This window comes from Pseudomonas sp. EA_65y_Pfl2_P74 (assembly GCF_963970575.1).
In the GTDB taxonomy this organism is placed as follows: domain Bacteria; phylum Pseudomonadota; class Gammaproteobacteria; order Pseudomonadales; family Pseudomonadaceae; genus Aquipseudomonas; species Aquipseudomonas baetica_A.
Genome location: NZ_CAXAOQ010000007.1, coordinates 183,146 through 203,362 on the forward strand (window position 1 = coordinate 183,146; position 20,217 = coordinate 203,362).

Annotated in this window: 17 protein-coding genes; 7 read left to right on the forward strand and 10 right to left on the reverse strand. The window is 61.3% G+C overall.

Going from position 1 to position 20,217, the window contains the following annotated elements; translation table 11 throughout:
- The first annotated feature begins 87 nt into the window (after nucleotides 1-87).
- Nucleotides 88-2,484 (forward strand): autotransporter family protein, encoded by a 2,397-nt coding sequence (locus AACY18_RS07570; protein ID WP_339464625.1) that lies wholly within the window; start codon nucleotides 88-90, stop codon nucleotides 2,482-2,484.
- A gap of 63 nt (nucleotides 2,485-2,547) precedes the next feature.
- Here the strand turns inward: AACY18_RS07570 and AACY18_RS07575 are convergent, their stop codons facing one another.
- From AACY18_RS07575 to AACY18_RS07590, 4 genes are all read right to left on the reverse strand, one after another.
- Nucleotides 2,548-4,218, reverse strand: coding sequence for a ShlB/FhaC/HecB family hemolysin secretion/activation protein (locus AACY18_RS07575; protein WP_339464626.1), 1,671 nt, complete (start codon nucleotides 4,216-4,218; stop codon nucleotides 2,548-2,550).
- Nucleotides 4,219-4,352: 134 nt separating this feature from the next.
- Nucleotides 4,353-5,900: a collagen-like triple helix repeat-containing protein gene (locus AACY18_RS07580; protein ID WP_339431877.1), complete on the reverse strand. Its 1,548-nt coding sequence runs from the start codon at nucleotides 5,898-5,900 to the stop codon at nucleotides 4,353-4,355.
- Between the two features lie 303 nt (nucleotides 5,901-6,203).
- Nucleotides 6,204-7,058 (reverse strand): MaoC family dehydratase, encoded by an 855-nt coding sequence (locus AACY18_RS07585; RefSeq protein WP_339464627.1) that lies wholly within the window; start codon nucleotides 7,056-7,058, stop codon nucleotides 6,204-6,206.
- A 2-nt stretch (nucleotides 7,059-7,060) separates the two neighbouring features.
- On the reverse strand, nucleotides 7,061-8,413 hold the full coding sequence (locus AACY18_RS07590) for a 3-oxoacyl-ACP reductase (RefSeq protein ID WP_339464628.1): 1,353 nt from the start codon (nucleotides 8,411-8,413) through the stop codon (nucleotides 7,061-7,063).
- Nucleotides 8,414-8,584: 171 nt separating this feature from the next.
- Between AACY18_RS07590 and AACY18_RS07595 the strand changes: the two genes are divergently transcribed.
- The 3 genes from AACY18_RS07595 to AACY18_RS07605 all read left to right on the forward strand — a co-directional run bounded on the left by AACY18_RS07595 (nucleotide 8,585) and on the right by AACY18_RS07605 (nucleotide 12,423).
- Entirely contained in the window at nucleotides 8,585-9,862 is a 1,278-nt protein-coding gene (locus AACY18_RS07595; RefSeq protein ID WP_339464630.1) for an acetyl-CoA C-acetyltransferase, read from the forward strand.
- 232 nt (nucleotides 9,863-10,094) lie between these two features.
- Nucleotides 10,095-10,991: a PA4780 family RIO1-like protein kinase gene (locus tag AACY18_RS07600; protein WP_339431881.1), complete on the forward strand. Its 897-nt coding sequence runs from the start codon at nucleotides 10,095-10,097 to the stop codon at nucleotides 10,989-10,991.
- A 223-nt stretch (nucleotides 10,992-11,214) separates the two neighbouring features.
- Nucleotides 11,215-12,423, forward strand: a complete 1,209-nt coding sequence (locus AACY18_RS07605; RefSeq protein ID WP_339464632.1) for an MFS transporter — start codon at nucleotides 11,215-11,217, stop codon at nucleotides 12,421-12,423.
- On the opposite strand, the gene cueR is transcribed toward AACY18_RS07605, so the two are convergent.
- The 3 genes from cueR to AACY18_RS07620 form a co-directional block, all read right to left on the reverse strand.
- Nucleotides 12,377-12,790: a Cu(I)-responsive transcriptional regulator gene (cueR, locus tag AACY18_RS07610; RefSeq protein ID WP_221734183.1), complete on the reverse strand. Its 414-nt coding sequence runs from the start codon at nucleotides 12,788-12,790 to the stop codon at nucleotides 12,377-12,379. The genes AACY18_RS07605 and cueR overlap by 47 nt on opposite strands.
- Nucleotides 12,787-15,180 (reverse strand): heavy metal translocating P-type ATPase, encoded by a 2,394-nt coding sequence (locus tag AACY18_RS07615; protein WP_339464633.1) that lies wholly within the window; start codon nucleotides 15,178-15,180, stop codon nucleotides 12,787-12,789. The genes cueR and AACY18_RS07615 overlap by 4 nt, the downstream gene beginning before the upstream one ends.
- Before the next feature lie 194 nt (nucleotides 15,181-15,374).
- Nucleotides 15,375-15,758 (reverse strand): hypothetical protein, encoded by a 384-nt coding sequence (locus AACY18_RS07620; protein ID WP_221734181.1) that lies wholly within the window; start codon nucleotides 15,756-15,758, stop codon nucleotides 15,375-15,377.
- Between the two features lie 148 nt (nucleotides 15,759-15,906).
- Here AACY18_RS07620 and AACY18_RS07625 point away from each other — a divergent pair, with 148 nt between their 5' ends.
- The gene (locus AACY18_RS07625; protein ID WP_221734180.1) at nucleotides 15,907-16,104 is read left to right on the forward strand and encodes a cation transporter; all 198 of its coding nucleotides are present in this window, start codon (nucleotides 15,907-15,909) and stop codon (nucleotides 16,102-16,104) included.
- Between the two features lie 89 nt (nucleotides 16,105-16,193).
- Entirely contained in the window at nucleotides 16,194-17,396 is a 1,203-nt protein-coding gene (locus AACY18_RS07630; RefSeq protein ID WP_339431885.1) for a multidrug effflux MFS transporter, read from the forward strand.
- Nucleotides 17,397-17,403: 7 nt separating this feature from the next.
- On the opposite strand, the gene AACY18_RS07635 is transcribed toward AACY18_RS07630, so the two are convergent.
- The 3 genes from AACY18_RS07635 to AACY18_RS07645 form a co-directional block, all read right to left on the reverse strand.
- Nucleotides 17,404-17,577: a hypothetical protein gene (locus AACY18_RS07635; protein WP_339431886.1), complete on the reverse strand. Its 174-nt coding sequence runs from the start codon at nucleotides 17,575-17,577 to the stop codon at nucleotides 17,404-17,406.
- Between the two features lie 165 nt (nucleotides 17,578-17,742).
- Nucleotides 17,743-18,756: a zinc-binding alcohol dehydrogenase family protein gene (locus AACY18_RS07640; protein WP_339431887.1), complete on the reverse strand. Its 1,014-nt coding sequence runs from the start codon at nucleotides 18,754-18,756 to the stop codon at nucleotides 17,743-17,745.
- A gap of 32 nt (nucleotides 18,757-18,788) precedes the next feature.
- Complete coding sequence (locus AACY18_RS07645) at nucleotides 18,789-19,082, reverse strand: putative quinol monooxygenase (protein ID WP_339431888.1); 294 nt, start codon at nucleotides 19,080-19,082, stop codon at nucleotides 18,789-18,791.
- Between the two features lie 120 nt (nucleotides 19,083-19,202).
- Here AACY18_RS07645 and AACY18_RS07650 point away from each other — a divergent pair, with 120 nt between their 5' ends.
- Nucleotides 19,203-20,132 carry a LysR family transcriptional regulator gene (locus tag AACY18_RS07650; protein WP_221734175.1) on the forward strand — a complete coding sequence of 310 codons (930 nt, stop codon included), beginning with the start codon at nucleotides 19,203-19,205 and terminating at the stop codon, nucleotides 20,130-20,132.
- Nucleotides 20,133-20,217 lie beyond the last annotated feature (85 nt).

A 20,217-nucleotide genomic window follows, 5' to 3' on the forward strand; every position in this document is an offset into this window, starting at 1 on the left:
GTGGTCTGGTGGGGTCGGTAGGGATGCCTGATTGAATGTGTGAGCCCTGCTGAAACTGTTTTTTGGTTGTTTCGGAAGGGAATCTCTTTGAATACCGTTCGCTTGCGCCACTCGTTGCTGGCGCTCTCCATTGCCGCCGCTGTGCACACCGGCAACGCTGTCGCCGATATTGATTACGACATCAGCACCACGCCGTTGGACAGCAATCTGCTGAACACCACCGGATTGGTCGACCTGCACGGCAACTTGAACGCCACACCCGTGGCAGCGCCGGGGCTGACTTTCGGCGCTCAATTCAAGGGGCTCAGAGCACGGCAGTTGCGCAACAATGACAGCATCCGCATTGACGGCGCCACTCACGGTGTTGGCATCAACCTTGGTTCCTCAGGTTCGGTGGACAGCAACATCACGCTGAGCCTGATCAACGACGGCTCGATTTCTGTACATGGGTTGGCTGGGGCGGGGAGCTCAACCGGTATTTCCGATATCGGCAGTACGGTGGGCAGCGCCGTTATGAATACCGGCAGTATCGATGTCAGCGGCGCTACCTCCAGCGGCGTGATGCTGGTGCATACGAACATGGGCTCGTTCCTTAACACCTACAGCGGCACCATCAGTGCCAGCGGCACGGATGCGCTGGGGGTATTTCTCGATGGCGCGACAGTCAAGGGCAGTATCAGTAACTACGGGACGATTCGTGCCAGCGGTGCCAATGCCGAAGCGCTCAATCTGGAGGGGGTCACCTTCGATCGTGCGTCGAGTCCAGGCACGTTCATGTTGTTCAACTACGGCACGATTTCCGGCGAGTCCATCGGCGTGCACGTCAGCGGCCAACCGGCCGGTGGCAGTCCTTTCAGCATTTACCAACTGACCGGTTTGATCGAGGGTGGTAAAGCAGCCATTCAAATCGATGACGGCGAAAGCTATTTCAATTTCTTTGGCGGCACCGTGAAGGGTGATCTGTTAGGGCTGACCGGTGTAAAAATCGACGGCGATGCAATTTTTGACGGTTCGACCATCAAGTCCGGCTACGTCACGATCGAAGATGGCACGCTCACCTTGATGCGACCGCATACCACGATCATTGGCGACTTCGACATGGAAGAGTCCGACTCCGTGCTTGAAATGTACCTGGGTAATGACACCAACCCGTCGCTGCCAGTGTTGAAGGTCACGGGCACTACCGATATCGCACCGGGCGCACAACTGCGACTTCTCGCACGCTCCGGTGATTTTCGCGTGACCCCGGGCGGCACGCGTTACACGTTGATCAGTTCGGGCAATCTGATTGGTGGCAACAACCTGACCGTGACGTCCTCCTCTGCGTTGCTGGATGTGAAGAGTTTCGGTGTCACGAATAACGACATTACGTCCGTGGTGACGACCAAGTCGAGTGAGGTCTTGGCCCAGAACACCTTGGCGGTTGGCGGCAGTCGCAACGCGGCAACAGCGATTGGGCGCTTCTCCAGCGTCATGTCGCAAATCGATGAGCAGGACCCGGTGTTCCAGGCTTTCGCCAACGCGAGCACAGATGCGCAACTGGCACAGTTATCCGAGTCCCTCAGCCCGGACGTCAGCCGTGGTGTGCTGCACGCCGCCACCAACAGTCAGACGCTGGTTTCTGGCGTGATCAACGAGCGCTCCAGCCGTGCGCGTAATGCAATCGGTTCGACGGAGAGAGGCGTGTGGCTGCAAGCCTTGAGCAACGACGCCAATCAGGACGAACGCCGTGGCGTGGCCGGTTATGACGCCGACAGTCACGGGATTGCCGTGGGTGCAGACGGCCAGTTGAACGCCGACACGATGGTGGGCCTGGCTTACAGCTACCTCGACTCGAATGTGAAGTCTGATTTGGGCAGTAAGACCAAAGTGACTGGTCACGCGCTGACCGTGTACGGCAACTGGGTGCATGACAACTGGTTCGTCGATACCTCGTTGATGTACGGGTGGAACGACAACGAGTCCAAGCGCTACATCGCCGGCACCCGCGCCAAGGGTGATTACCACAGTGATGTATTGGGCGTGAGTGCCTTGGCCGGATACAGCCTGCGCCTGATCCCGGATGTGGTGCTTGAGCCGCAGGTCGGCGCGCGCTACGCCCATGTGGGGATGGACTCGTACCGCGAGAAGGGCAGTGCTGCGGCGTTGAATGTCGGCAGCCAGCGTTACGAAGTCGGTGAGCTGGGCATGGGCGCGCGTCTGGCTGCCGCGTTTGCTGTTGGCACCGGCAGTCTTGAACCTGAAGCGAAGCTGATGGCCTGGCATGACGTGATTGGCGATAAGGTCTCCACCACCTCATCGTTTGTCCTGGGCGGTGACTCTTTTACTAGTCGCGGCACTACGCCTGTGCGTGACAGCTATGAACTGGGCCTGGGCGCCAACTACCGAATGGGCGCGTGGAGCGTCGGTGGTTCCTACAACTACGTGACGGCCAGCGGGTTTGACTCCGATGGTTTCACGGCGAAAGTGCGCTACGCGTTCTGACCCCGCCTCGACACCGCGTCATCGTTCTTCGCGAGCAAGCGTTCTGACAGGCGCCAGCCGTTTCTATAGCTGATAACTGAAACTGATGCTGTACCGTGCCCGGCGGTTGAACGTGTCCAGTGCTTCATCCGACATTGCCTTCGCTGCCTCCAGCGAAATGTTGTAGTACTTGGCATCGCCGAACCTCAGCCCGACTGCCGCCGACGACAAATTGTTGGCCTGTACCGGCAGTTTATTGAACCAACTGCGCGAGCGATCGAGCACCACGTAGGGTTGCAGGATGCGCAGCCAGTTGCCGTCGCGGTTGAAGCTGTAGTTGACCTCGTACGCCACCCCCCAGCCCTTGTCGCCGGACGCCTGATCGTCGGGGTAGCCGCGACCGAAATTCTGCCCGCCAAATACCGCGCGTTCGCTGTCGGGCAGGGTGTCGTCGCTCCAGTACAACGCGGCCGAGAGCACGCCTTGCCAGTTGTCGAGGAACTTGTCGCTTTGCACCCCGGACAGGCGCAGACGCAAGAAATTGAGGTCCAGCGCGCTGTTGTTGGTTTTCGCCCCCATGCTGTCCAGCCCTTGATACAGGCCGCCGCTGAGGATGCGCAGTTGCCGGGCATCGGCCTTGCGCCAGTCGCTTTCGAAGGCGAGGGCGCGGATGTCGGTGCGCTCCTCGACGCTCAGCGGGTAGCCGATCACTTTATAGCGGGTCTTGTCGTTGACCGCGTAGAGCCGCGAGCCGGCGGTCAGCAGTTCGTTGGGCGCTGCAATCAGCGGCAGGGTGAAACCGATCGAGTAGCGATCATTCTCACGGTGCGGTTTGAGTTGCAGGCCATTGTCGAGCAACACGTTGGTGCCGGGGTCGGCACGGTAGCGTGAGGCGGACAGGGCGAGTTGCGTACCCTCGCTGTCGAGGAACTGGTTGTAGTCCAGGCGATAGTAATGCTCGTGGTCGTCACCCGGTGGGAACAGACCGCTGAGGGTCAGTTGTTCGCCCATGGACGTTTGCGAGTTGCTGCTGACGCCGAGCAGGGCCTGCGTGCCGTTGCGGTTGTCTTCGGTGGTGCTGAGTGTGCTGGTGAACGGTTTGCGGCTGGCCTGGGCGACCAGCGTCGTGGCGCCATCGGTGGTGCCGGGTGGCGGCACCTGGGCCTGAATGGTGACGCCGGGAATGCGCGTCATCAGCGTGGTGTAGCGCTCGAAAGTCTTGCGGGTCAGTGGCCGTTCGGCCTGGATTTTCGCCGCCAGTTTGTCGAGCAGGCCTTTGACCCGGCCGACGTCGCCCTGCATTTGTATGTCGCGAACATAGCCTTCGACCAACACAACGCGCGCCACGCCGTCGTCGAAACTTTGTTGCGGCAGGAACGCGTAGGACAGCAGATACCCATCCTGCTGGTAGCGCCGGGTGATGTTGCGCGTGGCTTCGATCAGGTCGGCGAGGCTGCTCTGGTGACCGATCAGCGGTTTGTAGATGTCGGCCAATTCGTTGAGCGGATAGATCGTGCCGCCTTCGATCTGCACGGTCTTGAGATTGACTTTGGTCTGCATCATCAATGGCTGTGCGGCGGCTGCGCCGGGGTCAGGCACTTGCAGCGGCGTAGCCGTCGGGCGATAGGCGTCCGCCGGTAGATTGGGTACGGGCAGGTTGCGAATGGTTTCGTTGCTATTGAGGAAGCTGGGGAGGGTGTCGGCGAGGGCGGCGGAACTGAGACTGAGGAACAGCAGGGATGCCATAAAGCGCATAGGACACTCCGTGGTCAGATCACAGCGCAGGGCTGATGTTCTCCTAAGAAAGAAGCGGAAGACTCGTAGGAATCTTCCGCCCTCAACCAAGAGTAGGCGCTGTAGGTGCGGCCGTCGAATCGGCCAGGTGCAATTTAGTGTTTGTTACCACCCAGAGCGCCGGTCAGGCCACCCAGAACACCGCCCAGACCACCGGTGGTGCCGCCGCTGGCGGTGCCTCCGTTGACCAGACCGCCAGCGGCAGTGACGACACCGCCGACGTTGCTGACCAGGCCCCCGACAGCGGTAGTGACCGGGTTATTAGTGGCGGCAATCGCACCGCCGAGATTGCTCACCGCGCTGCCGGCCTGGCCGGTGAGGCTGGCCACAGGACTGCCCAGACCCGTGGCGGCGCCCACCTGTTGCGTCAGGCCGGTGACTGCGCTGGTGACCGGGTTGAGTGCGCCGCCGACATTGTTGCCGAGCGCGGCCAACGGCGCGGTTGTGGAGGTGATCGGGCTACCCGAGCCACCGAGGACAGTGTTCAGCGAGGCGACAGCATTGCCCAGCCCGCCCGCCGTCACGCCACCGGCACTGACCGCGCCATTGGTGCTGCCAGCGTTCAAGCCTGTGCCCACGTTGACGACGGCGCCGCCGACGGTTTGCAGCAGGCCAGTACCGCCCAGGCCACCACCGAGACCGCCAAGGCCACCGCCCACGCCGCCACTGGAGCCGGTGCCGTTGGACACCAGGCCGCCAGCCTTGCCGGTAGCGGTGCCTGCGTTGCTCAAAGCGCCGCCGAGGGTGTTGCTCAGCGCATTGCCATTGCCGGCGCCAGTCACCTTGTCGCCGACACCGTCAACGGTGCTGCCGACTTTCTGGATCACGCCTTGGAGTGGGTCACCCAGGCCGGTGGCATCGCCGACTTTGTCGGTGGTGCTTTCGACCATGGCGATCACTGGTACCAGACTGCTGCCGAGTTTATTGGTCAGTTGGCTGGTCGGGCCGTTGCTGAGGGTGGTGTTGAGGGTATCGCCGAGCATGGTGACTTTCTGGCCGACACCGTCGAGCACCGGTGCGACTTTGGTGACCACGCCGCCGACCACTGGAACGCTACTGGTTGCGGTTGCCAGTTTGCCGCTGAGGTCGGACACGCCGTCGCCGACATCCTGCACCACGCCACCGACCGAAGCCACGGTGGTGGTCAGGCCGTTAGGGTCGGTGGCGAGTTTGCCGATGCCGTTGGTGACGCCGTCACCCAAGGTCGTGACCACATTGCCGGCGGTTCTTGCCGCGCTCTGCACGACGCCACCGACCACAGGAGCGGTGCTCAAAGAATCGCCAATCTGGCCGACGCCATCACCCAGGCCACTGACGGTTGTGCCGACATCCTGTACGAGGGTGGTGGTCACCAGTCGTGCGGCGGGCGGATTGGTCGGGTTGGTTGGATCGGTTGGGTCAGTCGGATTGGTTGGGTTGGTCGGATCGGTGCCGCCCGTGCCGCCAGTACCACCGGTTCCACCTGTGCCAGCGGTATCACCGCTGCTACCAGTCCCGCCAGTGCCGGCGGTTGAACTGTCTGGCGAAGAACTGCCGGAGCTGCTGTGATGGCCGCCACCGCCGCTGCTGCAGCCAGCGAGACCAAGGGAGAGGATCAATGCCAGAGCGATTGCTGATTTGCACCACACGTCTTGAGTTTTCATGATTGAGATTCCTTGCACCTGGTACAACGTTCGTTGTCTTCGATGGCTTGCCGGTCTGTCGCTGGCAATGCCTCGTCCGTGGTGCCAATCTCGATCCGGGCGCTGATTCACGCCATTCTCTAGATGGTATTAACGCCTTTATATATAGGCTGTTCGCAGTGCCTAAGGACTAATACCCAAGCGATAAGCGCGCAAAAAAAAGCCTTGAAAATCAAGGCTTGGTGTTCTTCAAGTCAGGGCAAAAGCCGGAAGAAAACTTAAGTTATATATATACAATTTACGGGTGTTCCCCGGCGCATGAGGTCACCCCATCGGCTGCCAGCGCCCAACCATATGCTCCAGATTCTGCGTGCCGACCAACTGCAACTCTCCGCTGGAGCCCGCTGTTGTGGCGAGCAGTGTGACCTCGCTGGGCAGTCGCACCGGTTTGCGAAAGTACACGGTGATTTCAAGGTTGGCCTTGGGCAAGTGATCGGCCAGCGCCGCGAGCGTGCGCGCCTTGTTCCACAAGCCATGGGCGATAGCGGTAGGGAAACCGAACAGCTTGGCGCTGGGCGCACTCAAGTGGATCGGGTTGTAGTCGCCCGAGACCTTGGCATATTGCCGGCCGATGTCTGCCGGGGCTTTCCACTTCGCCACCTCCACCAGCGATTGCGAAGGCTCCCAGTGCTGCTCCAGCGGTTCGCCATCGAGCTTAACGCCGCGACAGAGCATCTGGCTTTCGGCTTCCCACAACGGCCCGAGTTGATCATCCAGCGTGGTCAACACATCGAACGTCGCGCCTTTGGGATGCGGTTGCAGATTGTGCACCCGCACGCTGATTTGTGCGCGACTTATCCCGCCCATCGGCCGCAACACACGAATGCGGTTGCGCAAATGAATCAGCCCCAGCAGCGGAAACGGGAAGTCCTTGGCCGTGAGCAATTGCATCTGCAACGCGAAGGCGAGGATGTGTGGATACGTTGGCGGCAACAGACCGTCGTCGGCAAAACCGCAGACCTTGCGGTAGGTGGCCAGCCGTTTGCCATCGACATCAACGAAGCAACGCAAACCGCTGTCGGGTAATTGCGTGCCGGTGATCTTGCGTCGCGTCGCTGCCCGCGCATACAGCCCGGGAAGGCTCGGTTCACGGTCCAGTGTGTGCCATTCGATGCTCATGCCTAAGCCCCCAGAACACTTTGTCCACAGACCCGCAACGCCTGCCCGGTGAACGCGCCGGTACCCGGTTGCGCCAGCCACGCCACCGCCTCGGCGACGTCTTGCGGCAAGCCGCCCTGGCCCAGCGAGCTCATGCGGCGCCCGGCTTCACGCAGGCCAAACGGGATGTGGGCAGTCATCTGGGTTTCGATGAACCCTGGCGCCACGGCGTTGATGCTGATGCCGCGTTCCAGCAGCGTCGGCGCCCAGGCTTGCGCCAGACCGATCAATCCGGCCTTGCTCGCGGCGTAGTTGGTTTGCCCACGGTTGCCGGCGATACCGCTGATCGAGGCGAGCAAAACGATTCGCGCGTTGTCGTGCACAGTGCCGCTGTCGAGCAGAGCCTTGGTTAGCACTTGTGGCGCGTTGAGGTTGACCGCCAGCACGGCGTCCCAGAATTCCGGGGTCATGTTGGCCAGAGTTTTGTCACGGGTGATCCCGGCGTTGTGCACCAGAATGTCGAGGCCGTCGGGTAGCTGTTCGATCAGTTGTGCGCCAGCGTCTTCGGCGCAGATGTCGAGGGTAATGCTGCGCCCGCCAAGGCGCGCGGCGAGGGCGTCGAGATCAGTCTTGGCCGGCGGCACGTCAAGCAGGATGACGTCAGCACCGTCGCGGGCCAGGGTTTCGGCGATGGAGGCGCCAATGCCTCGCGCAGCACCGGTCACCAAGGCTTTGCGTCCAGCCAGTGGCCGTGTCCAGTCGGTGACCGGTGTCGCACACGAGGTCAGGCGAATCACCTGCCCGGACACGAACGCACTTTTCGGCGAAAGGAAAAACCGCAGCGGGCCTTCCAGTTGATCTTCGGCCCCTTCGCCAACATAGATCAACTGCAGCGTGCCGCCGCTGCGCAGCTCTTTGGCCAGCGAGCGGGAAAACCCTTCGAGTGCCCGTTGGGCGCTGGCGGCGAACGGATCTTCCAGGGTTTCCGGCGCTCGGCCAAGCATCACCAGATGGGCGCTGTGCTCAAGATTCTTCATCAACGGCTGGAAAAACTCGCGCAGTTGCTTGAGGTGGTCGGTGTGCTGCAAATGACTGGCGTCGAACACCACGGCCTTGATTTTCGGGCCATGGCCGGGAATCCACGCGGTGGCCATCGACGGTTCGGTGCCATAGCTGTAGATCGCATCGGTCAGGCGGTTGGCGAACGCATTGACGCGCTCAGTCAACGGCCCGCCCCCGATCAGCAGTGCACCGTCCACCGGCCGCAGGCGGCCGCCCTGCCAGCGTTCCAGCCGCACCGGCGACGGTAGGCCCAGAGCCCCGACCAGACGATGGCCGATGGACGAATTGGCGAAGTCGATATAGCGGTCAGACATGGAACGCTCTCCAGAAGTTGGGGTTCAAAGTGTGGACTACCCACGGCAATCAATCGTTCGATCCAGGCATTAAGGCCTACGCTAGAACAGCAGAGTAGTTTGCCCAGGCTGTTTTGTTGCCGGCTCCCACAAGGTTCCAGGTGAATCAGGATATTCAATAAGGAGGTTTTCATGAGTCAGTTGCGCCGCGTCGCGATCATCGGCGGTAACCGTATCCCTTTCGCCCGTTCCAACGGCCCGTACGCCACGGCCAGCAATCAGGCGATGCTCACCGCTGCCCTCGAAGGCCTGATCGAGCGCTACAACCTGCACGGCCAGCGCATGGGCGAGGTGGTGGCAGGCGCGGTGCTTAAATTGTCACGGGATATGAACCTGACCCGCGAATGCGTACTCGGCTCACGTCTTTCGCCGGCTACGCCTGCCTATGACATCCAGCAAGCCTGCGGCACTGGCCTTGAGGCCGCGTTGCTGGTGGCCAACAAAATCGCCCTCGGGCAGATCGATTGCGGCATCGCCGGCGGTGTCGACACCACCTCGGATGCGCCGATCAGCGTCAACGAAGGCCTGCGCAAAATCCTCCTGCAAGCCAATCGCGCCAAAACCACGGGCGACAAACTCAAGGCTTTCCTGCAACTGCGGCCCAACCATTTGATCCCGGAGTTTCCGCGCAATGGCGAACCGCGCACCGGCCTGTCGATGGGCCAACACTGCGAATTGATGGCGCAGACCTGGAACATTGCTCGCGAAGATCAGGATCAACTGGCGCTTGAAAGTCATCACAAGCTCGCCGCGTCCTACAGCGAAGGCTGGCACAACGACCTGATGACGCCGTTCCTTGGCCTGACTCGCGACAATAATCTGCGCCCGGACCTGACCCTGGAAAAACTCGCCTCGCTGAAACCGGCCTTCGAAAAAAGCGCCAAAGGCACGCTGACGGCGGGCAACTCCACACCGCTGACCGATGGAGCCTCTGTGGTCTTGCTGGGCAGTGAGGAATGGGCGAAGGAACGTGGTTTGCCCATCCTGGCCTACCTGCGCGATGGCGAGGCGGCGGCGGTGGATTTCGTCAACGGCGCCGAGGGCCTGTTGATGGCGCCGGTGTATGCGGTGCCACGGTTGCTGGCGCGTAACGGCCTGACCCTGCAGGATTTCGACTACTACGAGATTCATGAAGCGTTTGCCGCGCAGGTGTTGTGCACGCTAAAGGCCTGGGAAGATCCCGAGTACTGCAAAACCCGCTTGGGGCTCGATGCGCCGTTGGGCTCGATAGACCGCAGCCGTCTCAATGTGAAGGGCAGTTCGTTGGCGGCCGGGCACCCGTTTGCCGCGACAGGTGGGCGGATTGTCGCGAATTTGGCGAAGTTGCTGGACGCGGCTGGGAAGGGCCGGGGGCTGATTTCGATTTGTGCGGCGGGTGGACAGGGGGTTACCGCTATTATCGAGCGTTGACGCCCATTTCACTGTGGGAATGGCGTCATGTCAGATTCTGTCGCAAATGCCCTCAACGCCATTTGCCAATATTCATGACCGGCTCCGCTATGATTGGCCGCGGTCGATTTTCCGGCACAGTGTGTGCATCTTCAACGTTCACAGGTCGGCACCCCCTCCCCGAGATGCGAGGATTGCCGTATAACGAGTGACATTCGCGTGTTTGGTAATAAAGGACCCACAATAAAAGCTGATGAAGACTCCAAAACGCATTGAACCCCTGATCGAGGACGGTCTGGTCGACGAAGTGCTGCGTCCACTGATGAGTGGTAAAGAAGCAGCTGTTTATGTGGTGCGCTGTGGCAATCAGTTGCGTTGCGCAAAGGTCTACAAGGAGGCGAACAAACGCAGTTTCCGTCAGGCGGCCGAGTATCAGGAAGGCCGCAAGGTGCGCAACAGCCGACAGGCTCGCGCCATGGCAAAAGGCTCCAAGTTCGGTCGCAAAGAGACCGAGGATGCCTGGCAGAACGCCGAGGTGGCGGCACTGTTCCGTCTGGCCGGTGCCGGGGTGCGAGTGCCCAAGCCGTACGACTTCCTCGATGGCGTGCTGTTGATGGAACTGGTGGCCGACGAATTCGGCGAGGCCGCGCCGCGTCTGAATGACGTCGTGCTGGAGCCTGATCAGGCCCGCGAGTATCACGCGTTCCTGATTTCGCAGATCGTGCTGATGTTGTGTACCGGTCTGGTGCACGGTGACCTCTCCGAGTTCAACGTGCTGCTGACACCGACCGGCCCGGTCATCATCGACCTGCCGCAAGCGGTGGACGCGGCGGGCAACAACCACGCGTTCAGCATGCTCGAACGTGACGTTGGCAACATGGCTTCGTACTTCGGCCGTTTTGCGCCGGAGTTGAAGAAGACCAGGTACGCCAAGGAAATGTGGGCGCTGTACGAAGCCGGCATCTTGCACCCGGGCAGCGTGCTGACCGGCGAGTTCGACGATCCGCAGGATCTGGCCGACGTCGGCGGGGTGCTGCGTGAGATCGAAGCGGCGCGGCTGGACGAAGAGCGCAAGCAAGCGATTCGGGCAGCCGATGATGAGCCCAAGGGCAAGTCAGAGGAACCACCGCCACCACCGTGGATGCAATGATCGTTTAGAAAAACCGGCTTCGGCCGGTTTTTTGTGCCCGCCCCATTCTCGCCTGCACCGAAGTTCCCCTGTGTGCGGGCTGGCTCGCGAAAGGGGCGTGTCAGTCGTCATCAATGTTGCCTGATACAACGCGTTCGCGAGCCAGCCCGCTCCCAAAGGTTCTATGGTGTTGCTCCAATGTGTATGGGAATCTTGTTTGCCTGCGCGCACTCAAGGACTGAATGTGACCCCTCCTCGCAACGCCCACCTGATCATCACCGCCCGGCTGATCTCCGATTTCGGCGCCTTCCTCAACATGGTCGCGCTGGCCACATACGTCTACTTGCTGAGCAACAGCGCCATGAGCGTGGGGATCTTCCTCGCCAGTCGCGTCGGTGGCGGGATCTTCGCCAGTCTGATCGGCACGCGGTTTTACCGACGCTTCAGCGGGCGTGTACCGCTGATCGCGTTCGATCTGTTACGCGCCGCTGTGCTCGGTTTGCTGTTGATCGTGCCGGTCGCTCAGCAAGCGTTGCTGTTGCCGTTTATTGCGTTCGGCCTGGGCCTGGGCAATTCGATGTTTGCCATCGGCCTCAACAGCCAGTTGCCGCGTTTGATTCCTGAGGCGCAGTTAATCAAGACCAATGCCTGGATCACCTCGGCCTCGTCGGCGGCGATGGTCGGCGGCAGTCTGGTCTCGGGGTTATTGGTGGCAGGCTTCGGTTTTGAAACGGTGTTCGCCCTGAATGCGCTGACCTATTTGCTGGCGGCTTTGTTGATTGTGCCGCTGCGTTTCGCCCCATCGACCCTCAATGAAGCGCCTGAACGCGGCGAATGGTCAGCCCTCAAGCAAGGTCTGCGCAGTGCCCCGGTGATTGCCGCGATGCTCGCCGTGACGATGGCCGACACCTTGGGCAGCGCCGCGCACAACGTCGGTTTCCCGATCATTTCCAAACTGCTGTCGCCCGATTCGGCCAGCACAACCCTGGGCTTGATGCTCGCGGTGTGGGCCAGCGGCAAGCTGCTCGGCGCACGGATCGCCAGTCGCCTCAAAGGCTCGGACAACAGCCATCTGGAGCGGCGGTTTTTCTTTGGCGTGGCGCTGATGTCCTGCGGGTTCATCCTGATGTTCCAGCAACACAGCCTTTTGGGATTGTTGCTGTTTTCATTGCCGGCGGGATTGGGCGACGGCTTTTCCGAGGTCGGTCTGCTGTCGCGTCTGCAACGTGAGCCCGAACACCTGCGCCTGCCGATCTTCAGCTTTTTGACCCTGCTGCAAATGACCGGGTTCGGCGTGGGTATGCTGATCGCCGCCCCGTTCTATGGGTGGTGGACGCCGGGTGCTGTGGTCATGCTGTTTCACGGCATTCCCTTGGGCACGTTACTGGCGGTGAGAGGGCTGGCGATCAGACGCGAACGGGTTGCGCGCAGCAGCCCGACGCCAGTTCCTTGAGGATCGGGCAATCGGGGCGATGGTCACCGTGGCAGTGCTCGACCAGATCCTGCAGGGTGTCGCGCAACTGGCCAAGCTCGCGGATCTTGTGGTTCAACTCGTCGATGTGCTGACGGGCCAACGCCTTCACATCGGCACTGGCCCGTTGGCGATCCTGCCAGAGGGTCAGCAGTTTGCCGACCTCTTCCAGTGAAAAGCCCAGGTCCCGCGAGCGCTTGATGAACGCCAGCGTGTGCAGATCATCGTCGCCGTAAATCCGATAGCCGCTGTCGGTGCGATGGGCCGCTTTGAGCAAACCGATCGACTCGTAATAGCGGATCATTTTCGCGCTCAGGCCACTGTGCTTGGCTGCTTGGCCGATGTTCATCGGTGCTCCTCCAGATCCTTGGGCTTCCAGGTTTTCAACAGTAGCGCATTGCTCACCACGCTGACGCTCGACAGCGCCATCGCCGCGCCGGCCAACACCGGGTTGAGGAAGCCGAACGCTGCCAACGGAATGCCGACCAGGTTGTAGACGAAGGCCCAGAACAGGTTCTGGCGGATCTTCGCGTAGGTCTTGCGGCTGATGTCCAGCGCCGCCGGCACCAGCCGTGGATCGCCGCGCATCAGGGTGATGCCCGCCGCATGCATGGCCACGTCGGTGCCGCCTCCCATGGCGATGCCGATGTCGGCGGCGGCGAGAGCCGGGGCGTCATTGATGCCATCGCCGACCATGGCGACGACGCCGGTTTTCTTCAGTTCGGTGACGGTGGCGGCTTTGTCGGCTGGCAGTACCTCGGCGTGCACGTTTTCAATGCCCAAGGCCTCGGCCACCACGCGGGCGCTGCCACGGTTGTCGCCGGTCAGCAGATGACTGTGGATGCCTCGTGCGGCCAGTTGTTGCACAGCTTCCAGTGCCCCGGGTTTCAACGTGTCACCGAAGGCGAACAACCCGAGAATGCGCGGCTCGGGGCTTTGTTCAATCAGCCACGACAGGGTGCGGCCTTCGGCTTCCCAGGCTTTGGCGGATTCGCCCAGAGTCCCGGCGTTTAAACCGTTGTCTTCGAGCATCCGCCGATTGCCCAGCGCCAGACGCCGACCTTCGAAAGTGCCGGCAATGCCGCGACCGGTCAGCGACTGGCTGTCGCTGACGTCGGGCACCGTCAGATCACGTTCGGCAGCGGCGTCCAGCACGGCTTTGGCCAGCGGATGCTCACTGCCGCGTTGCAGGGCGCCGGCCAGTTTCAGCAGGGTGTTTTGATCACCGTCGACCGCGTTGAAATGCGCGATGCGTGGCGCGCCGGAGGTCAGCGTGCCAGTCTTGTCGAACACCACGCTGCTGACTTCATGAGCGCGTTCCAAGGCTTCGGCGTCCTTGATCAGGATGCCGTGACGCGCTGCCACGCCGGTGCCGGCCATGATGGCGGTGGGCGTGGCGAGGCCCAAGGCGCAGGGGCAAGCGATGACCAATACGGCGACCGCGTTGATCAGCGCGGTTTCCATCGGCGCGCCGTACAGCCACCAGCCGATCAGCGTTGCCAGGGCCAAAACCAACACGGTTGGCACAAACACCTGGCTGACTTTATCCACCAGTTTCTGGATCGGTGCTTTCGCCGCCTGAGCGTCTTCCACCAGACGAATGATCCGCGCCAGTACGCTTTCGGCGCCCAGGGCGGTGGTGCGCACCTGCAACCGGCCTTCCCCGTTGATCGCGCCACCGGTGACCTTGTCGCCGGGTTGTTTCGGCACCGGCAGGCTCTCACCACTGATCAGGGCTTCGTCGGCGTGGCTCTGGCCCTCCAGCACTTCACCGTCGACCGGGAAGCGCTCGCCGGGTTTGACCAGAACCACGTCGTTCAGATGCAGGGCGCTGATGGCGACGTCCTGTTCGCGACCGTCGATCAATTGAATCGCCCGTTCCGGACGCAAGGCTTCGAGCGCGCGGATGGCGCTGGCGGTCTGGCGTTTGGCGCGGCTTTCCAGGTATTTGCCGAGCAACACCAGGGCGATGACCACCGCCGATGCTTCGAAGTACAGGTGCGGCATGCGCCCGGCAGCGGTGGCCCACTCGTAAAGGCTCAAGCCATAACCGGCGCTGGTGCCAAGGGCGACAAGCAAGTCCATGTTGCCGGCGCCGGCGCGGACGGCTTTCCACGCCGCGATATAGAAGCGTGCGCCGAAAATGAATTGCACCGGAGTAGCGAGAGCAAATTGCGCCCAGGCCGGCAGCATCCAATGAATGCCGAACGGTTGCAGCAGCATCGGCGCCACCAGTGGCAGGGCGAGGGCGATCGCACAGATCAGCGCCCAACGTTCGTGTTGCAGGTGTTGATGCTGTTTGTCGGTTGGCGGGTGTTCGGCTTGCCAGACGCTGGCCGAATAACCGGCCTTGCTCACCGCGTCGAGCAGGGTTTGCTCATCGACCTGCCCAAGCAGCTCAAGGTGGGCGCGCTCGTTGGCCAGGTTGACGCTGACGCTTTTCACCCCGGGAACTTTGTTCAGGGCGCGTTCGACGCGGCCGACGCAAGAGGCGCAGGTCATGCCGTCGATGCTCAGTTCGAGTGTCTGTTGCGGCACGCTATAGCCGGCGCGCTCTATCGCGTCCATCAAGGCCGGCAGACTGTCGGCGGGGGCCTGGACGCGGGCCTGTTCGGTGGCGAGATTGACACTGACGGCACTGGCGCCGCTGACTTTGCTCAAGGCCCGCTCGACACGCCCGGCGCAACTGGCGCAGGTCATGCCGGCAATCGGCAGATCGAAAGTGATGGATTCGGACATCGGTCGTACTCCCTGTAGAGGATGCCTACAAGGATCAACCTTGCCATGCGGGCAAGGTCAAGCGCCAATCGGCACGATGTCGCAGGGCAAAAAAATGCGAGCGGGCTGGCTCGCGAAGAGGCGTGACATTCAAGGTCTTTGTTGAATGACACAACGCTTTCGCGAGCCAGCCCGCTCCCACATTCTGGACGGGCTTAATATTCGAGGGCGGCGGGCCGCAGGTACAAGCCTTTGGCGGATGAGGCGATACGGTACTTCACCACATCGCCAGCCTTGAGCGAGATCTCCTGCGCCGGTGGTGCCAGCATGCCGGGCTGACAACCCGATACTTGACCTGGCTCCAGTTTCAGACGAATCGAAAAAGTACCATGGGGCAGGTTGAACGAGGTGGACTGCTCTTGAAGCAGTCGCCCTGCAAACTGATCCTGGATGTACACGCCAATCTCGCAAGACGTCGGCACTTCCAGACGCTCGCGCGAAATGATCAGAACGGCGTAGTCCTCCCCGGTCGCGTTGGCCTGAGGCAGGAAGGCGAAGAGGCTGAGCAAGCCAAACAGGCTGAAAGCTGACCAGCGCATGGCTGAATCTCCTGAATTTAGGTCATTGATGCACGCAGCTTGGCCGAGCGCGGCGCCGATTGCCAGCCCGGCCGTTTATTCAAGAACTTGACCTTGTCACCGTGGCAAGCTCAAAACTGCTGGCAACCTCACTCAAAGGAGTCATCCCATGCAAGTGTTCAACGTTCAAGGCATGTCCTGCGGCCACTGCGTCAAAGCGATCACCAACGCGGTGCAAGCCAAGGATCCGGCGGCCGTTGTGCAGGTTGATCTGGCAGCCAAAGAGGTCGGTGTCGACAGTGTAATGACGGCCGATCAGGTGATCGCCGCCATCAGCGAGGAAGGTTACGCCATCAAACTCGTCTGATTTTTAATAGTTAGCGAGCTATCGGAATGTTCAAGGCGTCCGGGCGCGGCTAAACTGTCGGGCTGCCGACTTGCCAACCTGGATGCCTGATGAACTTCCGTACCATTCTGATTCTCGGTGCCTTGACCGCCTTCGGTCCCTTGGCGATCGACTTTTATTTGCCTGCGTTTCCCTCCATGGCGCTGGCATTCGCTACCGATGAAAAACACGTCCAGATGACGCTGGCCGCGTACTTCCTTGGTCTGTCGATTGGCCAACTGGCTTACGGCCCGGTAGCGGATCGCTTCGGTCGACGGGTTCCGTTGCTTATTGGTCTGGCGCTGTTCACGCTGGCGTCCCTGGCCTGCGCTTATGCGCCAAATCTGGAATGGCTGATCGGCGCACGCTTCGTGCAGGCGCTGGGTGGCTGTGCGGGGATGGTGATTTCTAGGGCGGTGGTCAGCGACAAATGCGATGCGGTGGGCTCGGCGAAGGTCTTTTCGCAGCTAATGCTGGTGATGGGCCTGGCCCCCATCCTGGCGCCGATGCTCGGCGGCCTGCTGGTCAACACCACGGGTTGGCAGTCGATCTTTCTGGTGCTGACCGTTTTCAGTGCATTGGCCGGCTTGGCGGTGGCCCTCGGTCTGCCGGAAAGTATGCCGGCGCATATACCGCGCCAACCGTTGTCCGGTGCCTTACGCCAGTATGGACGCCTGTTGAAGGATCCGGTTTATATCGGCCATGCCCTGACCGGCGGCATCGCCATCGCCGGGATGTTTGCCTACATTGCGGGCTCACCGTTCATCTTTATCAAACTGTATGGCGTGCCGGCGGAGCATTTCGGCTGGCTGTTCGGCACCAACGCGGCGGGGTTCATTCTGGTGGCGCAAATCAATGCGCGGCTATTGGCCAAGCGAGGCCCGGCGTTTCTGCTGTCGCGCGCGGTCTGGGTTTATCTGGCCGCCGGTCTGACTTTGCTAGCGGTCGCGGCTTTGCACACCGAGGCACTGTGGCCGCTGCTGATCCCTTTGTTCATCTGTGTGGCCAGCCTTGGCTGCATCAGTCCCAATGCCGCAGCCTGTGCAATGAATGGGCAGGGTGGCCGCGCCGGCAGTGCGTCGGCGTTGCTCGGCTGCATGCAGTTCAGCGTCGCCGCTGGGGCTTCGGCGCTGGTGGGCGTGTTGCACGATGGCTCCGCCGTGCCGATGGCAATGGTCATCAGCCTGTGCGGTTTGTTGGTGGTGAGCGCCGCGATGCTCACCCGGCGTTTACAGAATGCCCGAACACTGGCGCAAGCCCGGGCCGAGGCATAAGAAAACCTCAACCGGCAGCGCGTTGCTGGCTGAGGTCGGGGATCTGATGGGGCGCGCAAATGCGCGCTTCGAGGGTGCGGATGAAGGCCAAGGCTTCGGCTTCACTGCGGAATGTCACGGCGTGCTGGTCCAGGCGAACCTGCCATTGAGACTTTGCCACTTCTTTTATCAGGATCTTCATTGCTGACCTCCCTTGCGTAAAAGATGTATCGCAGAGGCGTCGATTGTAGACCTGAATACGATCGCAATTGTGACAAGGATCAACTGTCAGACTGACGGCCCAAAAAATATCGCAGCCCCCGCCAGCCCGTTATTGGCGCTGCCGAAGACTGCGATTTTTTGCTGTTTAGAAACCTTCTAAAACAATTTTTCCCTTGGCTTTGCCGCTCTCCAGCAATTCATGCGCCCGACGCAGATTCGCCGCATTGATGCTGCCAAAGTGCTCGCCAACCGTCGTCTTCAATGTTCCGGCATCAACCAGTTCGGCCACGCGGTTGAGCAGGTTGTGCTGTTCGATCATGTCCGGCGTCTCGAACAGCGAGCGGGTGTACATGAACTCCCAGTGCAGTGACAGGCTCTTGCGCTTGAGCTTGGTCACGTCCAGCGACTTCGGATCGTCGATCAGCGCCAGCTTGCCTTGCGGCGCCAGGGCTTCGATCAGTTGGTCCAGGTGCTGCTCGGTCTGGGTCAGGCTGGCGACGTGGGTCACTTGGTTGATCCCGGCACGCTTGAGCGCTTCGCTCAGCGGCTGGCTGTGATCGATCACCAGGTCCGCGCCCAACTCGCTGACCCAATCGCGGGTCTGCTCACGGGAGGCGGTGCCGATCACGTTCAGACCGGTCAGTTGCTTGGCCAGTTGCGTGAGGATCGAGCCCACGCCGCCCGCCGCGCCGACGATCAGCAGGCTCTGGCCTTCGGCGGTTTTACCTTCGCGAATTTGCAGGCGTTCGAAGAGCAACTCCCACGCGGTGATCGCGGTCAGGGGCAGGGCGGCGGCTTCAGCGAAACCCAGGGATTTGGGCATGTGCCCGACAATTCGCTCATCCACAACGTGCCGTTCGCTGTTGCCACCCGCGCGGGCGATGGAACCGGCGTAGAAGACGTTATCGCCAGCCTTGAACAGCGTCACTTCACTGCCCACAGCCTTGACCACTCCGGCCACGTCCCAGCCCAGCACTTTCGCCGCGCCGCCTTCAGGGGCGACGTTCTGGCGGATTTTGGTATCCACGGGATTGACCGAAATGGCTTTGACTTCCACCAGCAAATCGCGCGGGCCAGCCACCGGTTCCGGCAGTTCGATGTCTTGCAGGGATTTTGCGTCGCTGATCGGCAGGGAGGCGTAATAAGCAATGGCTTTCATGAGGGGCTCCGTAAAGGTAATAAAAGAAAGGTTCAGGCGATGCTGCCCAGACGTTTGAGTTCGAAGTGTTCGATGCACTGGCCGGCAGTGGCCTGGAAATTCTGAAAGTGTGCGCTGGCGTTGTGCGCTTGCAGGATGGCTTCGCTGGCCCAGTGTTCGATTACGTAGAACACCTGCGGGTCGGTCAGGTCGCGATGCAAGTCATACTGACTGCAACCGTCCTCGGCACGGCTTGGCTCTACCAGTGCGCGCAACGCCTGCTCAAGGGTGTCCTGCTGGCCGGGTTTGGCGGTCAGGGTGGCAATAGCGGTGAATGGCTGGGACATGCTCGGCTCCATAGAAGCGGGATGAATTCGATGGCGCAGATGATTGGCTATTTCTCTGCAAGATAAAACCGGCTAAAAGAGCAGTCTCTTTCAATGTTTTTTTGATAATCGAGGCTGTGGATGCTGCGTTTCGATGACTTGCAGTTGTTTGTTCGGGCGGCGGATCTGGGCAGCCTGTCAGCGGCGGCGCGGGTGATGGACATGTCCGCCGCGGTGGCCAGTGCGGCGTTGAAGCGCATTGAGCAGCAACTCGGCGCACGGTTGCTGGCGCGCTCCACGCGCAGTCTTCGCCTGACCGCCGAGGGTGAAGGCTTTCTCGAATACGCCCGGGCCGCGCTGAGCAACCTCGATGAGGGCCGACGTCTGTTGGCCAGCGGGCAGGAGCAGGTCAGCGGGGTCTTGCAGTTGTCGGCGCCTTCGGATTTCGGGCGCAACCTGTTGTTGCCCTGGCTCGACGAGTTCCAGCGTGAACATCCGAAACTGACCGTACGCCTGTTGCTCGGCGACCGCATCGCCGACCTGTTTCGCCAGCCGGTGGACATCGCCCTGCGTTATGGCGAGCCGGAAGACTCCAGCCTGATCGCCTTGCCCATCGCCCCGCATAACCGCCGCGTGCTTTGCGCATCCCCGGCCTATCTGGCGCGGCACGGCGAACCGCGCCAACTCGAACAACTGGCTCAGCACAATTGCCTGTTGTACATGCTCGGCAGCCGGGTGCATGACCACTGGAGTTTTCACGACGGTAAGCGCGAAGTCGGTTTGACCGTCAGTGGCGATCGTTTCAGTGACGACGCCGACGTCGTGCGGTTGTGGGCGGTGGCCGGCGCGGGCATTGCCTACAAATCCTGGCTGGACGTGGGCGCCGATGTCCTCGCCGGGCGCCTCAAAGTGCTGTTGCCGGAGCTGCTTTGTGAGCGCGCTCCGCTGAATCTTTTGTGCGCACATCGCGCACAATTGAGTAAGCCGGTGAACCTGCTGAGGGAAATGCTCGCCAGCCGTTGCGCTGATTTGAGTAGTCAATTTCCCGTTTTCCAGAAACTTGATCATTAGTCGCAGGTAAATAGAGAAATTTCTGTCAGGAACAATCACCACACGTGCAGGCCGCGACGCGGGACGGGGCGTGCATCCCGCTTAT

Coding starts and splice junctions, on each gene's coding strand:
- AACY18_RS07645 (WP_339431888.1), bottom strand. CDS start 19,082: ATGTCCCAGCCATTCACCGCTATTGCCACCCTGACCGCCAAACCCGGC.
- AACY18_RS07600 (WP_339431881.1), top strand. CDS start 10,095: ATGAAGACTCCAAAACGCATTGAACCCCTGATCGAGGACGGTCTGGTC.
- AACY18_RS07580 (WP_339431877.1), bottom strand. CDS start 5,900: ATGAAAACTCAAGACGTGTGGTGCAAATCAGCAATCGCTCTGGCATTG.
- AACY18_RS07590 (WP_339464628.1), bottom strand. CDS start 8,413: ATGTCTGACCGCTATATCGACTTCGCCAATTCGTCCATCGGCCATCGT.
- AACY18_RS07595 (WP_339464630.1), top strand. CDS start 8,585: ATGAGTCAGTTGCGCCGCGTCGCGATCATCGGCGGTAACCGTATCCCT.
- AACY18_RS07575 (WP_339464626.1), bottom strand. CDS start 4,218: ATGCGCTTTATGGCATCCCTGCTGTTCCTCAGTCTCAGTTCCGCCGCC.
- AACY18_RS07615 (WP_339464633.1), bottom strand. CDS start 15,180: ATGTCCGAATCCATCACTTTCGATCTGCCGATTGCCGGCATGACCTGC.
- AACY18_RS07620 (WP_221734181.1), bottom strand. CDS start 15,758: ATGCGCTGGTCAGCTTTCAGCCTGTTTGGCTTGCTCAGCCTCTTCGCC.
- AACY18_RS07635 (WP_339431886.1), bottom strand. CDS start 17,577: ATGAAGATCCTGATAAAAGAAGTGGCAAAGTCTCAATGGCAGGTTCGC.
- AACY18_RS07630 (WP_339431885.1), top strand. CDS start 16,194: ATGAACTTCCGTACCATTCTGATTCTCGGTGCCTTGACCGCCTTCGGT.
- AACY18_RS07585 (WP_339464627.1), bottom strand. CDS start 7,058: ATGAGCATCGAATGGCACACACTGGACCGTGAACCGAGCCTTCCCGGG.
- AACY18_RS07625 (WP_221734180.1), top strand. CDS start 15,907: ATGCAAGTGTTCAACGTTCAAGGCATGTCCTGCGGCCACTGCGTCAAA.
- cueR (WP_221734183.1), bottom strand. CDS start 12,790: ATGAACATCGGCCAAGCAGCCAAGCACAGTGGCCTGAGCGCGAAAATG.
- AACY18_RS07650 (WP_221734175.1), top strand. CDS start 19,203: ATGCTGCGTTTCGATGACTTGCAGTTGTTTGTTCGGGCGGCGGATCTG.
- AACY18_RS07640 (WP_339431887.1), bottom strand. CDS start 18,756: ATGAAAGCCATTGCTTATTACGCCTCCCTGCCGATCAGCGACGCAAAA.